At 66.6% G+C, this 13,710-nt stretch carries 13 protein-coding genes; 6 read left to right on the top strand and 7 right to left on the bottom strand.

The features are described 5' to 3' along the window. Window positions 1-128: 128 nt before the first annotated feature. Window positions 129-836, top strand: coding sequence for a murein L,D-transpeptidase catalytic domain family protein (locus MF607_RS08650; RefSeq protein WP_242117547.1), 708 nt, complete (start codon window positions 129-131; stop codon window positions 834-836). Window positions 837-1,159: 323 nt separating this feature from the next. Continuing rightward, window positions 1,160-3,214 (top strand): NAD(+) synthase, encoded by a 2,055-nt coding sequence (locus MF607_RS08645; RefSeq protein ID WP_242117545.1) that lies wholly within the window; start codon window positions 1,160-1,162, stop codon window positions 3,212-3,214. Here the strand turns inward: MF607_RS08645 and MF607_RS08640 are convergent. After that, window positions 3,211-4,065 (bottom strand): oxygenase MpaB family protein, encoded by an 855-nt coding sequence (locus MF607_RS08640; RefSeq protein ID WP_242117542.1) that lies wholly within the window; start codon window positions 4,063-4,065, stop codon window positions 3,211-3,213. The two genes, MF607_RS08645 and MF607_RS08640, sit on opposite strands and share 4 nt — an antisense overlap. A 102-nt stretch (window positions 4,066-4,167) precedes the next feature. Between MF607_RS08640 and MF607_RS08635 the strand changes: the two genes are divergently transcribed. Both MF607_RS08635 and MF607_RS08630 read left to right on the top strand, forming a co-directional pair. Then, entirely contained in the window at window positions 4,168-5,805 is a 1,638-nt protein-coding gene (locus MF607_RS08635) for a histidine kinase famiy protein (RefSeq protein WP_277925808.1), read from the top strand. 85 nt (window positions 5,806-5,890) lie between these two features. After that, a complete protein-coding gene (locus tag MF607_RS08630; protein ID WP_242117540.1) occupies window positions 5,891-8,065 on the top strand; it encodes a histidine kinase dimerization/phosphoacceptor domain -containing protein in 2,175 nt (724 codons plus the stop codon). Window positions 8,066-8,234: 169 nt separating this feature from the next. On the opposite strand, the gene rplS is transcribed toward MF607_RS08630, so the two are convergent. Then, entirely contained in the window at window positions 8,235-8,624 is a 390-nt protein-coding gene (gene rplS / locus MF607_RS08625; RefSeq protein ID WP_066689771.1) for a 50S ribosomal protein L19, read from the bottom strand. Further along, the gene (gene trmD / locus MF607_RS08620) at window positions 8,621-9,358 is read right to left on the bottom strand and encodes a tRNA (guanosine(37)-N1)-methyltransferase TrmD (RefSeq protein ID WP_242117536.1); all 738 of its coding nucleotides are present in this window, start codon (window positions 9,356-9,358) and stop codon (window positions 8,621-8,623) included. The genes rplS and trmD overlap by 4 nt, the downstream gene beginning before the upstream one ends. A gap of 63 nt (window positions 9,359-9,421) precedes the next feature. Between trmD and MF607_RS08615 the strand changes: the two genes are divergently transcribed. Beyond that, window positions 9,422-10,363, top strand: a complete 942-nt coding sequence (locus tag MF607_RS08615; protein WP_242117533.1) for an NAD(P)/FAD-dependent oxidoreductase — start codon at window positions 9,422-9,424, stop codon at window positions 10,361-10,363. A gap of 108 nt (window positions 10,364-10,471) precedes the next feature. Next, entirely contained in the window at window positions 10,472-10,867 is a 396-nt protein-coding gene (locus MF607_RS08610; protein WP_242117531.1) for a BLUF domain-containing protein, read from the top strand. Here the strand turns inward: MF607_RS08610 and rimM are convergent, their stop codons facing one another. From rimM to ffh, 4 genes are all read right to left on the bottom strand, one after another. Next, complete coding sequence (gene rimM / locus MF607_RS08605) at window positions 10,868-11,326, bottom strand: ribosome maturation factor RimM (protein WP_242117529.1); 459 nt, start codon at window positions 11,324-11,326, stop codon at window positions 10,868-10,870. 28 nt (window positions 11,327-11,354) lie between these two features. Further along, window positions 11,355-11,480, bottom strand: coding sequence for a hypothetical protein (locus MF607_RS22695; protein ID WP_277925805.1), 126 nt, complete (start codon window positions 11,478-11,480; stop codon window positions 11,355-11,357). A gap of 103 nt (window positions 11,481-11,583) precedes the next feature. Further along, a complete protein-coding gene (gene rpsP / locus MF607_RS08600; protein WP_242117527.1) occupies window positions 11,584-11,958 on the bottom strand; it encodes a 30S ribosomal protein S16 in 375 nt (124 codons plus the stop codon). 47 nt (window positions 11,959-12,005) lie between these two features. Then, a complete protein-coding gene (gene ffh / locus MF607_RS08595) occupies window positions 12,006-13,499 on the bottom strand; it encodes a signal recognition particle protein (protein ID WP_242117525.1) in 1,494 nt (497 codons plus the stop codon). Window positions 13,500-13,710: the final 211 nt, after the last annotated feature.

Raw genomic sequence — 13,710 nt, 5'->3', positions numbered from 1 at the left:
GGTTGCAACGGAGTCGACCGCCCGTGGCATCGTCGCGACCAGTGACGGCGTGGATTACCCGGCGTTAATTGATTGGAACCGTCTCGTCCCGTATCTGGGGGAGCCATAACGGTTAAACGAGGATTTGGATGCAGGACGAAGCGGTTCGATCGCGGCGGGCGGTGCTGAAGGCGGCAGGGGGCCTTGCCGGGCTCGTGCTGGCACAGGGCTGCACCAAGAATGCGATCGTGCCCGTCGCGCAGAATCTGCCGGTCGCGCCGGTGCCGCAGCGGCTGGCATCGGCACCACTGCCCGCCGCCCCGGTCAAGAAGATGCTGGCGCCGCCGACGGTCAATGCCGGCCTGTTCGAACGAGCGCACGCCGCTTTGCAACGTCATGGCGCCACGATCGGCAAGACCGACCGCATCGCCATCGCCGATTTCGCGCTCGATTCGGCGCATCCGCGTTTCCAGTTCATCGATATGCATAGCGGCGTCGTCTCGGCGATGCGCGTTTCGCACGGTAGCGGATCGGACCCGCGCCATCGCGGCATGCTCGACCGTTTCAGCAACGTGCCCGATTCGAATGCCACGTCGGAAGGCGCGTTCGTCACCGAGAATTATTATGTCGGCAAACACGGCCGGTCGCAGCGACTGGTCGGGCTGGACCATACCAACGACAATGCGCTGATGCGCGCGATCGTCATTCATGGCGCATGGTATGCCAATCCGGAAATGATCGCGCAGCACGGCAAGCTCGGCCGCAGCCAAGGCTGTTTCGCGGTCGCCGAGGGCGATCTGGCGCGGGTGTTCGACCTGCTGGGCGAAGGGCGGATGCTGTACGCGGCGAAGGTTTGATTCGGACTAGGACCGTTCGACCTCCAGCCATACCGGCGTAGTTCGTTCTTTCCGCGCTGGCGGGACCTCTGCGAAAATCCTCCGTCTATGCCCGAACCCTTCCGTACCTCGGCGAAGGCCGGGGTTCAGTTGGGAAGGCTTTTGCCCACCTTACCGACGTTCCCCAACTGGGCCCCGGCCTTCGCCGGGGTACGAGAAGGGACTTTTGGAGAGGTCTCGCGCAGGCGGGAATCCGTAGCTGCTACGGTGTCGTTTCGGCGCAAACGATCGCCCAGCATTACGAACGGTTTCGCTTTCCGGCGCCCTCCCCTACGTTGCGACCCATGACCGCGCACCCGTTTCATTCGATCCATACCCATGGCCTGCTCCGCGTCGGGGCCTGTACCCCGCTGGCGAGCGTCGGCGATCCGGCCGCCAACGGCCGGGCCGCGATCGCGCTTGCCCGTGAAGGCCATGATGCCGGCGCGGACCTGCTGGTCTTTCCCGAACTGAACCTCACTTCCTATGCGATCGACGACCTGCATCTACAGGACGCGCTGTGCGACGCGACCGAGACCGCGTTGGCGGAGGTCGTCGCCGCCAGTGCCGATCTGCGCCCCGCGCTGCTGCTGGGCGCGGCGCTGCGGCGCAACGGGCGGCTGTATAATTGCGCGGTGGCGGTGGCGCGGGGGCGCATCCTCGGCGTGGTGCCCAAGACCTATCTGCCCAATTACCGCGAATATTATGAGAAACGCTGGTTCGCGCCCGGCGCCGGGCTGACCGGGCTGACGATGCGTGTCGCGGGGCAGGAGGCGCCGTTCGGAACCGACCTGATCTTTGCCGCCGACGACCTGTCCGACTTCGTGTTCCATGCCGAGATTTGCGAGGATTTCTGGTCCCCCCTGCCCCCGTCGACGGCGGGCGCGATGGCGGGGGCGCTGGTGCTGTGCAACCTGTCGGCATCGAACATAGTCATCGGCAAGGCGCGCGACCGCGAGATGCTGTGCGCGTCGCAATCGGCGCGGACCATGTCGGCCTATATCTATTCGGCGGCGGGCATGGGCGAGAGTACGACCGACCTTTCGTGGGACGGACAGGGCAGCGTCCATGAACTGGGCGAGTTGCTGTTCACCTCCGACCGGTTCGATCGTTCGGCGGGCATCGTCTATGCCGATGTCGATCTGGAACGGTTGCGGCTGGAGCGGATGCGGACCGGCACGTTCAACGACTGCGCCAGCGCCAACGGCCATCCCGAAGCCCGCTTCCGCCGGATCGGGTTCGATCACGCCCCCGCCGAGGGGGATATCGGCCTGTTGCGACCGGTGCGCCGCTATCCCTTCGTGCCGAACACCCCCGACCGGCTCGACGATGATTGCTACGAAGCATTCAACATCCAGGTCGAGGGACTGCGCCAGCGGCTGGTCGCGTCGGGGACGAAGCGGCTGGTGATCGGCGTGTCGGGCGGGCTCGATTCGACCCATGCGCTGATCGTCGCGGCCAAGGCGTTCGACCGGCTGGAGCGGCCGCGCACCGATATTCTCGGTTTCACCATGCCGGGCTTCGCGACCGGCGAGGCGACCAAAAGCAATGCGTGGAAGCTGATGCGCGCGCTGGGCATCACCGGCGACGAGATCGACATCCGTCCCGCCGCGGCGCAGATGCTGGGCGACATGGACCACCCCTTCGCCAAGGGCGAGCCGGTCTATGACGTGACGTTCGAGAATGTGCAGGCGGGGCTGCGCACCGATTATCTGTTCCGGCTGGCCAATCAGCGGCAGGCGCTGGTGCTTGGCACCGGCGACCTGTCCGAACTGGCGCTGGGCTGGTGCACCTATGGCGTAGGCGACCATATGAGCCATTATGGCATCAATGCGGGCGTGCCCAAGACGCTGATCCAGTATCTGATCCGCTGGGCGATCCGCACCGACCAGTTCGATGCCGATACCGATGCGGTACTGGACGCGATCCTGAATACCGAGATTTCGCCCGAGCTGGTGCCGGCGGATGCATCGGGCAGGATGCAGAGCACCGAGGACCGGGTCGGCCCCTATGCGCTGAACGATTTCTTCCTACACCATATCGTGCGCTACGGCATGCGGCCGTCGAAGGTGGCGTTCCTGTGCTGGCATGCGTGGCGCGATGCGGCCGCCGGGCGCTGGCCGATCGATTTCCCGGAGGAGGCGAAGGGCAGCTACGACCTGCCGACGATCGCGGCGTGGCTGGAGAAGTTCCTGTGGCGCTTTTTCCAGACCAGCCAGTTCAAGCGGTCGGCGCTGCCCAACGGGCCGAAGGTATCGGGCGGCGGCGCGCTGTCGCCACGCGGCGACTGGCGCGCGCCGTCGGATGGCGTGGCCGGGCCATGGGTGGCGGAGTTGCGCGCCGGGTTGCCGCCGCTCTAACCCTGCGCGCGTGCCGTCCGTTCGGATGCCGATCCGCCCAGCGCCCAGCGCAACACTCGCGCCATGCCGTGCGCGCCGGTGCGGACGCCGACGCTGTGCGGCTGCAACTCGAGCATCGCCCGCGCCCATGGCGGCAGCAGGTCGATCGCCGCGGCGGTATTGAGCGCGCCGAACCCCTTGAGCAGCGGGTTGGGCAGCGGCTGGTGCAGCAGGGCGTCGCGCACCGTCCGGGTGCGTTCGTCGCAGCGCAGTTCGCGCCGGACCGCCAGCAGCCACGCATCGACCGCCGCCCGGCTGTCGGGGACATTGGTGGCACCCAACCGTTCGGCGACCACGACATTCTCGGCGAAATAACGATCCTGATCGGCACGCGACAGGTTCGGATCGCGATAGCGCAGATAGGCGCGCAGGAACGAGTCGGTTTCAGCGACATGCACCCATGTCAGGAGATGCGGGTCGTTGGCGTCGTAGGGCGTGCCGTCGGGCAAGTTTCCATGCACCCGGTCGTGAATCTGCCGCACCCGACCGATCAGCCGTTCGGCCTCAGCGGTGCTGCCATAGGTGGTCGCGGCGATGAACTGGGCGGTGCGCTTGAGCCGGCCGAGCATGTCACGCTGGAAATTGCTGTGGTCCCAAACGCCCGCCAGCGCGCCGGGATGAAGCATCTGCACCAGCAACGCCGCCGTACCGCCGATCATCATCGACGAAAAATCGCCATGCACGCGCCAGCTGACCGATTGCGGGCCGAACAGCCCGTTGTCGCCGGGCGGGCGGGTCAGGTCGATCGCGCCGTCCCCTGCCCCGGTCAGTGCGCGGACCTGTTTGGCAATGGCTTGGCGGACGGGGTTCATATGCGATGCAACGAGCGGCGCGGCGATCCGGGTCCGCCCGCGCGGAACCAAAGCCGCCGTTGGCGATCTTTATCCGGGAACTCGAACCGGTAGATTCCGTCCATGCACTCGCCGTCCAGTCCGGAAAAGCCCCTCGATCCCGTGCATCGCCAGCCGGCGATGGCGGAGGGCGACATGCGCGACCCGGCGAACGGAATCTTTTTCGCGGCGGTAAAGACCACGCGGATGCCGATGATCGTGACCGATCCCCGACAGGACGACAATCCGATCATCTTCGCCAATCCCGCCTTCCTGCAGATGACCGGCTATGCCGACGACGAGGTGCTGGGGCGGAACTGCCGGTTTCTGCAGGGGCCGGATACCGATCCGGACACCGTCGCCGAGATTTCCGAAGCGATCCGCCGGCGCCGCGAGACGTCGGTCGAAATCATCAATTACAAGAAGAACGGCAGCGCCTTCTGGAACGCGCTGTTCATTTCACCCGTGCTCGATGGCGATGGCGAGCTTCGCTACTACTTCGCCTCGCAACTCGACGTCACTCGCCGCCGCGATGCCGAGGAAGGGTTGCGACAGGCGCAGAAGATGGAAGCGGTCGGCCAGCTGACCGGGGGGATTGCGCATGATTTCAACAATCTCCTGACTGTCATTCAAGGGTTCACCGACGTCGTGCTGACCCAAGTCGAGCGCAGCCCAGAGAAGCCGATTGACCCCGTTCGCACCGGCCGGTCGCTCCGCGCGGTGGTCGAGGCGGCGGAACGCGGCGCGGAGCTGACCCAGCAATTGCTGGCATTCTCGCGCAGGCAGAAACTGTCGGGCCGGGTGACCAATATCGACGATCTGGTCACCAACCTGCTGCCAATGCTGAAACGCACGATCGGATCGGTACCGATCGCGATCGAGGTCATCCCGTGCGGCAGCGATTGCAATGCGCGGATCGATCCGGTCCAGGCCGAAACCGCGATCCTGAACATCCTGACCAACGCCCGCGACGCCATGCCCGGCGGCGGAAAGGTGACGATCACCGCCGAGCATGTCCGCGTCGACGGCACCGATCCGCGCTTCTCCGACGCGCGCCACGGCCCGTATATCGGGCTGTCGATCGCCGATACCGGACCGGGCATGGCGCCCGAGATACTGGCGCGGGTAACCGAACCATTTTTCACGACCAAGGATCAGGGCCAGGGCCCGGGCCTTGGCCTGTCGATGGTCTATGGCTTCATGAAACAGTCCGACGGCGCGCTGAAGATCGAATCGGAGGAAGGCAAGGGCACGACCGTCCACCTGCTGTTCCCCGCAGCGAGCGATGCCGCCGAACCGATCCGCCGCCGCCGGACGCACAGCGAGCGCGACTCGCGGGGTGACGAGACGATCCTGGTGGTCGAGGACCAGCGCGACGTCGGCGATCTGGCCGAGGCGATCCTGAGCGATTTCGGCTATACGGTCCTGCGCGCCGGCAACGGCCCCGAAGCGATCGACATCCTCGAACGCGGAACGCCGATCGACCTGCTGTTCACCGACCTCATTATGCCCGGCGGTATGAACGGGGTTATGCTGGCGCGCGAAGCCCGGCGGCAGCGGCCGCGACTGAAGGTGCTGCTGACCACCGGCTATGCCGAGGCGTCGATCGAGCGGGTCGACGCGCGGGGAACCGAGTTCGACCTGATCGGCAAACCCTATAAGCGTCCCGATCTGGCAGGGCGCGTGCGTCATGTGCTGGACGGGCCGACGGGAGCCGGTTGATCGAACGCGCTAGTCCTTTTACTGCAAACACTTCCCGCTGCGAACTTCGTCGTCGGGTCGCATCAAGACCACGAAAGGCCGACCGTTGGCGACGAATGCAGACTTCGATGCGCCGCGGCAGGCAGGTGCCCATTCGGCATCCGATCTGGGACCCGATCTGACCGCGTGCGATCGCGAGCCGATCCACATTCCCTGCGCGATCCAGCCGCACGGCGTGCTGCTGATCGTCGATCCCGTGCAGGACCGCATCACCGGCGGCGCGGGCGGCGTCGCCGGGCTGCTCGGCGACGACTGGCTGGGCGGGCCGGTCGGGCCGCTGATCGGGGATGAGGCGGTCGGCGTCCTGCGATCCACGATCGCCGGCCCGGTATCGCTGGGCACGATCAACGACCGGGCGTTCTCGATCGTCGCGAGCCGCGCCGGTGCCCAGTGGCTGGTCGAGGTCGAGCCGACCGCACCGGGCCAGCCGGGCACCGAGGACGCGCTGACCTGGATCGAACATGGCGGCGAGGAATTCGCTCGCGCCGTCGACCTCGACGATCTGAGCGCGCGCGCCGCCGCGATCTTCTCGCGGCTGACCGGGTTCGACCGGGTGATGATCTACCGCTTCCTCGACGATGATTCGGGCAAGGTCGTCGCCGAACGCCATGCCCCCGACATGGACGGGTTCCTCAACCATCATTTCCCGGCGTCCGACATTCCGCGACAGGCCCGCGCGCTGTATGTCCGCAATCGGGTGCGCGTGATCCCCGACGTCGCCTACACCCCCGCCCCGATCACCGGCATCGACCCGGCACTTCGCAATATCGACCTGAGCGATGTCGGCCTGCGTGCGGTGTCGCCGATCCATGTCCAGTATCTGCGCAATATGGGCGTCGCGGCGTCGGCATCGGTATCGATCGTCAAGGACGGGATGTTGTGGGGACTGGTCGCCTGCCACCATCGCACCCCGCGCAGCCTGTCCTACCTTCAACGCAAGACCTGCGAACTGGTCGCGGCATCGTTCGCGCAGCAGGTCAGCGCCAAGGAGGATGCCGCCGAATATCGCGAGCGGTTGCGGCTGCGCGCGGCCGAGGATGCGCTGGCCCAGCGGCTGGCGCAGGACAGCGACCCGGACCAGACCGCCGCGCTGATCGGGCATGACCTGCAACGCATGCTGGGCGCCGATGGCTTCGCCATGCAACGTGGTGCCGTTTTGCACACATCGGGCCATGTGCCGGCGCGCGAGGATATTGCCGACCTGTCACGCTGGGTCCGGCAACAGGGTTCGATCCTGACGCATAGCGCCGCGCTAGAACTGCGCCTGCCTGCCGCGCACGCCTATCGCGACCTGGCCAGCGGCATCCTTGCCATCACGCTGTCGGTCGACGAGCCGGTGGTGCTGATGTGGTTCCGCGCCGAGACGTTGCAGACGATCCAATGGGCCGGCAACCCGCACAAGGCAGTGAGCGACACGCCCGACCAGCCGCTGACGCCGCGCGCATCGTTCGCGGCGTGGAGCGAGGAGATACGCGGGCGCGCGCGTCCGTGGACCCCGGCGGAGGTCGAGGCGGCGCACCGGCTGTCGCGGCTGTTGTTCGATGTGCGCCAGCGGCGGCGGATCAGCGAGCTGAACCGCGAATTGTCGCGCGCCGTCACCGACAAGGACGCGCTCCTCGCGCAGCAGGAAACGCTGATCAAGGAGGTCAATCACCGGGTGCAGAACAGCCTGCAACTGGTGGTGGCCTTCCTGGCCATGCAGGCGACGGCGGAGAATGACGCGACGCTGACCCGCCATCTGGGCGAGGCGCAGCGGCGGCTGTCGGCGGTCGCGCTGGTCCATCGCCGGCTCTATTCCGACGACACCGTCACCGTCATCGACCTTGGCCGCTACATCGAGGATCTGTTGACCGAGATGCAGTCGTCCATGGGTGCCGAATGGACCGGGCGGCTGACCATGGACCTGTCGCCGATGCTGATCTCCGCCGATGCCGCGGTGCAGGTCGGGCTGGTGCTGGTCGAACTGGTCATCAATGCCCAGAAATATGCCTATGAGGGCAAGCCGGGACCGATCGCAGTGACGCTGGAGCGGTTCCGCAACCGGTTCCGCCTGACGGTGAGCGATCGTGGGCGCGGGCGCGTCGGCAACCGCACCGGCTTCGGCACGCGCATGCTGACCGCGATGGTCAAGCGACTGGACGGCGTGATCGAGGAAAGCGACAATGCGCCGGGGCTGCGCTTCACCGTGTCTGCGCCGATCGGTGGACCGGACGAGGGGTAGGCCGGCCTCGTCGTGCGTTCGGTGCGGCCCGCTGCTTAACCTTCCCCCTCTCTGCCAGGGAGGGGGGCAGCAATTTGCCGACGCATCACTGAATATTCAACGACCCAAGAAAAAGGGCGCGGCGGCCATTGGCCACCGCGCCCCACTGGCGCAACCACGCCCGCGCCGGTTACTCGGCAGCGGTCGCCTTGGCCGGACGCGGGTCGCGGCGTTCGGCGATACGCGCCGACTTGCCGGTACGACCGCGCAGATAATAGAGCTTCGCGCGCCGCACGACGCCACGACGGACGACTTCGATCGAATCGATGTTCGGCGAATAGAGCGGGAATACGCGCTCCACGCCTTCACCGAAGCTCATCTTGCGGACGGTGAACGACGAACCCATGCCCTTGTTCGAACGGGCGATGCAGACGCCTTCGTAATTCTGCACGCGGGTACGCTCGCCTTCGACGACCTTCACGCCGACCTTGAGGGTGTCACCGGCGCGGAATTCCGGGATCTTCTTCGATTCGTTGAACTTGGCGATCTGTTCAGCTTCGATCGTCTGGAGGAGGTTCATTTCTTCTGACCTTCGTTTTGCCTGTGCGCGCCAGAGGGCGACTGGACCCGAGCGTCGACGTGACGCTCCCACAGATCCGGCCGCCATAGCCGTGTGTCGGATTCCGATCGTGACTTGCGCCACGCGGCGATCCTCGCATGATCCCCCGATCGCAACACTTCGGGGATCACACGCCCTTCCCATTCAGCAGGTCGGGTATATTGAGGATATTCGAGAAGGCCGCTTTCGAAGCTTTCCTCGATACCACTCGAAGCCGCGCCCATTACGCCGGGAAGCAGCCGAACGCAAGCGTCGAGCAGCACCAGCGCACCCATTTCGCCGCCCGACAGCACATAATCGCCGATCGCGACCGGCTCGATGGCGCGCGCTTCGAACAGCCGTTCGTCGAACCCCTCGAAGCGGCCGCACAGCACGATCGCGCCCGGCCCCGCCGCCAGTTCGCGTACCCGGCCCTGCGTCAGCGGCTTTCCGCGCGGCGTCATCGCCAGCACCGGTCGGCCATCCGCCACGCTGTCGAGCGCGGCGGCGAGCACATCGGCGCGCAGCACCATCCCTGCCCCGCCTCCGGCCGGCGTATCGTCGACCGAGCGATGCTTGTCGGTCGCGAAGTCGCGGATCTGCACCGTGTCGAGCGACCAGCGTTCCTCGCGCAGCGCCCGCCCGGCCAGCGACAGGCCGAGCGGCCCGGGAAACATTTCGGGATAGAGGGTCAGCACGGTCGCGGCGAAGGTCATGGGCGACAGCCTGTGCCCGCTTGTTCGTGGGAACGAAAGCCCATCCGCTTCATTTGCGCCTCCATGTCGGCGACCTCCCCTGCCCCCGATCCCGAAACGGTCGATTGCGTCATCGTCGGTGCCGGTCCCGCTGGGCTGACCGCCGCCATCTATCTCGCGCGGTTTCACCTGACGATCCGCATGTTCGATTGCGGATCGAGCCGCGCAGCGATGATCCCGCGCACCCATAATCATGCCGGCTTTCCCGGCGGCATTGCCGGCAAGGAACTGCTGGCGCGGATGCACGAACAGGCGCGGACCTATGGCGCGACCTGCACCCCCGCGACGGTCGACGCGATCGAACGCGACGGCGAGGATTTCCGCGTCGTCACCGCCGACGGCGTCGTGGCGGCGCGTAGCGTGTTGCTTGCGACCGGGGTCGTCAACCATCGGCCGCGCGGATTGGACGACGCCGTCCATGATGCGGCGCTGGCGCGGGGATTGCTGCGCTATTGCCCGATCTGTGACGGGTATGAGGTGACCGACCGACGGGTCGGGGTGATCGGGACCAGCGATCACGGCACGCGCGAGGCACTGTTCCTGCGCGGTTATACCGCCGACGTCACGCTGATCGCCCCCGACAGCGACCATGACCTCGACGATGCCTGTCGGACCAAGCTCAACGCAGCCGGCATCCAGCGGGTCGACGGACCATGTGGCGACTATCGGATCGATGGCGACCGGTTCATCGTACGCACCGCCGAGGGCGAGATGGCGTTCGACAGCGTCTATCCGGCGCTTGGCTCGCATATCCGCTCCGAACTGGCGGTCGCGGCCGGGGCGCGGGCGAGCGTGGACGGCTGTCTGGAGGTCGACGATCACCAGCGCACCTCGATCCCCGGCCTGTTCGCGGCCGGCGACGTGGTGAAGGGCCTCGACCAGATCAGCCATGCCATGGGCGAGGCGGGGGTCGCGGCGACGACGATCCGCAATCTGCTGAGCGAACGCCGTCCGCTGCGGCGATGAATCTGGTCGCCGGCCGAATTCGGTCCGTCGCCGACCATTCCGGGTTGCGAACGATCCCCGGCCGCGAAGTGACTTGATCGGACGCGGCGGGAACCGTATCCGATGTGCGTGACTACCCCGCCCTTTCGTCAGCTATTCTACGCCAGCCGCTGTGCGCCCGGTGTCGATGTCGACCGGATCGTGCAGCAGTCGCGGCACAATAATGCCGTCGACGGGGTGACCGGGTTGCTCTGGTATCAGGACGGCCTGTTCCTGCAGGTGATCGAGGGGCCGGAGAGCAGCGTCGCCGCCACCTTCGCCCGGATTGCCGCCGACCCGCGACATGACGAACTGACGATCCTGTCCGATCGTCCGGTCGAGGCCCGCGAATTCGGGTACTGGAGCATGGAGCGCGCGCAGACGGGCAGCAGCGATACCGACGCGTTGCTCGCGCGGCTCGAACGCCGACTGTCCAATGCACCGGAATCGGTGCGGCAGGCATTCACCACCGCCGCCAATCGCTGATCAGTCGGCGGCGAACAGCGCGTCGACGACCAGCCGTTCGGCATTCCATTCGGGGACCGCTTGCGGCTGCATCGGCACCATGAAGCGCTTGCCGTCGGGGCGTTCGATCTCGATTACGTCGCCTGCGCCGAAATCGTCGATCGCGACGACGTGACCCAGCGCCTCGCCCTCGCTCGACACCGCCGGCAACCCCAGCAGGTCGGCATGGTAATATTCGCCCTCACCCAGCGGGGGCAGCTGGTCGCGGCCGATCCACAGCTCGGTGCCGCGCATCGCCTCGGCCTTGGTCCGGTCGGCGATCTCGCGGAACTTGCCGATGACGCCGTTGGTGGCGGGGCGCACCGACATCAGGGTCAGCGCGCCTCCGTTCAGCGCCGGATAAGCCGACAGGTCATCGGTGAACAGCTTCAGCCGCACCTCGCCGTTCAGCCCGTGCGCACCGGCGATCGCCGCCAGCACGACACGGTCGCGGTCCGCCGCCGCCGGTTCAGGCGTCGGGCGAGCCTTCGCCGCCCGCGGGGGCGTCGTCGCGGCCTTCGGCGGGTTCTTCCGCCGATTGGCCGGCATTGGTGGCGTCTTCGTCATGGTTCGGCTGCTGTTCGGGATCGATCATCGTTCATGCTCCTGGTCGGGTAGACCCGGAACGCGTGACGACGGTCATAGGGTGCCGGCGCGCCCGAAAAGACGCGCCGACGGAACCCCTTACCCTTGGCCTCTTATGCTTCGGCCGGGGCAGCAGCGGCTTCTTCGGCGGCCTTCGCCTTTTCGGCACGCTCTTCGGCGCGCTCGACGGCCTTCTCGCCCGGCTTGCCCTTGTTCGGGTTGTTGCGGGCAGCGCGTTCCTTAACGCCGGCCTTGTCGAGGAAGCGGGCGACGCGGTCGGTCGGCTGCGCGCCGACGCCCAGCCAATGGGTCGCACGCTCGGCATCGAGCACGACGCGCTTCTCGTCTTCCTTGCCCAGCAGCGGGTTGTAGGTGCCGATCTTCTCGATGAAGCGGCCGTCGCGCGGGCTGCGCGCGTCGGCGACGACGATGCGGTAGTACGGACGCTTCTTCGAGCCGCCACGCGACAGACGGATGCTGAGTGCCATTATTCTTCTTCCTTCGTTGGTCTGTGTAAGCCGGTTCCGACCGGCGGTTACTTCTTCTTGATGAGGTTTTCGAAGCCGGGTGGCAGTTGCGGCATGCCCTTGCCACCCGTGAGACCCGGCAGGCCCGGCATTTCGCCGCCAGCCTTGCTCATCAGGTCGCCGAGCCCCGGACCGCCCAGCGCATTGCCGAGACCGCCCATGCCGCCCTTGCCCAGCATCGCCATCATGCCTTTGATGCCGCCCATCTTCTTGAGCTTCTTCATCGCGGACTGCATTTCCTGATGCATCTTCAGGAGCTTGTTGACGTCCTGCACCGTGGTGCCCGACCCCTTGGCGATACGGATCTTGCGCTTGGCGTTGATCAGCTCGGGCTTGGCGCGTTCCTTGACCGTCATCGACGTGATCATCGCGTCCATGCGCAGCAGGATCTTCTCATCGACCGCGCCCGAGGCCATCGCCGCCTGCGCCTTCTTCATGCCGGGGATCATGCCGGCAAGCGCGCCGAGGCCGCCCATGCGCCGCATCTGCGCCAGCTGCCCGCGCAGGTCGTTCATGTCGAACTGGCCCTTGGCGAGACGACCGGCCATGCGCTCGGCATCTTCGGCCTCGATCGACTGCGCCGCCTTCTCGACCAGCGAGACGACGTCGCCCATGCCGAGGATCCGGCCGGCAACGCGCTTCGGATGGAACGGCTCGATCGCATCCAGCTTTTCGCCGGTCCCTGCGAACTTGATCGGCTTGCCGGTTACGGCCCGCATCGACAGCGCGGCGCCACCGCGCGCATCGCCGTCCATGCGGGTCAGGATGACGCCGGTCAGCGGCACTTGTTCGGAGAAGTTCTGCGCGACGTTGACCGCGTCCTGACCGGTCAGCGAGTCGACGACCAGCAGGATTTCGTTCGGCCGCGCGATCTCCGCCACCGCCTTCATCTCGTCCATCAGCGCCTGATCGACGTGCAGACGGCCCGCCGTATCGAGCATGACGACGTCATAGCCCTGCAGCTTCGCCGATTGCAGCGCGCGCCGGGCGATATCGACCGGCTGCTGCCCCGCCACGATCGGCAGCGTCGCAACCTCGACCTGCGTCCCCAGCACCGCCAGCTGTTCCTGCGCGGCCGGGCGATTGACGTCGAGCGACGCCATCATCACCTTCTTGCCCTCGCGCTTGGCGAGCAGCTTGGCGAGCTTGGCGGTGGTGGTGGTCTTGCCCGAACCCTGCAGACCGACCAGCATCACCACGGCGGGCGGCGTGACCGCGACGTCGAGTTCGGCCGTATCCGGCCCCAGCATGTCGACCAGCGCGTCATGGACGATCTTGACGACCTGCTGCCCCGGCGTGATCGAGCGCAGGACGTTCTGGCCAACGGCCGCTTCGGTCGCCTTCTCGACGAATTCGCGCGCGACCGGCAGTGCCACATCGGCTTCGAGCAGCGCGACGCGGACTTCGCGCATCGCGGTGCGAACGTCGGCTTCGGTCAGCGCGCCGCGACCGCGCAAGCGATCGAACACCCCTCCCAGCCGGTCACTCAGACTCTCGAACACGCGTACCACTCCAGCCTTGCCGTACGGGAAACGCTCAAGCAAAACACGCCGGCGGACGAAACCTCGTCGGCCGGCGTCGCCCATGGGCGGCAATGCTGAACGTCTCCGCACGGAAACGATCCGGGGCGCCTATCCCAAAACTCGGTTCGGCGCAAGCGATGACGATCGGCGACCGGTCCATGGCGGACGATGGGCCGGCTTTAACCGCTTC

The organism is Sphingomonas lacusdianchii (assembly GCF_022664395.1).
Taxonomy (GTDB): domain Bacteria; phylum Pseudomonadota; class Alphaproteobacteria; order Sphingomonadales; family Sphingomonadaceae; genus Sphingomonas; species Sphingomonas lacusdianchii.
Note: the sequence above shows the minus strand (reverse complement) of the source record. Positions and strands in the feature narration are given on the sequence as shown.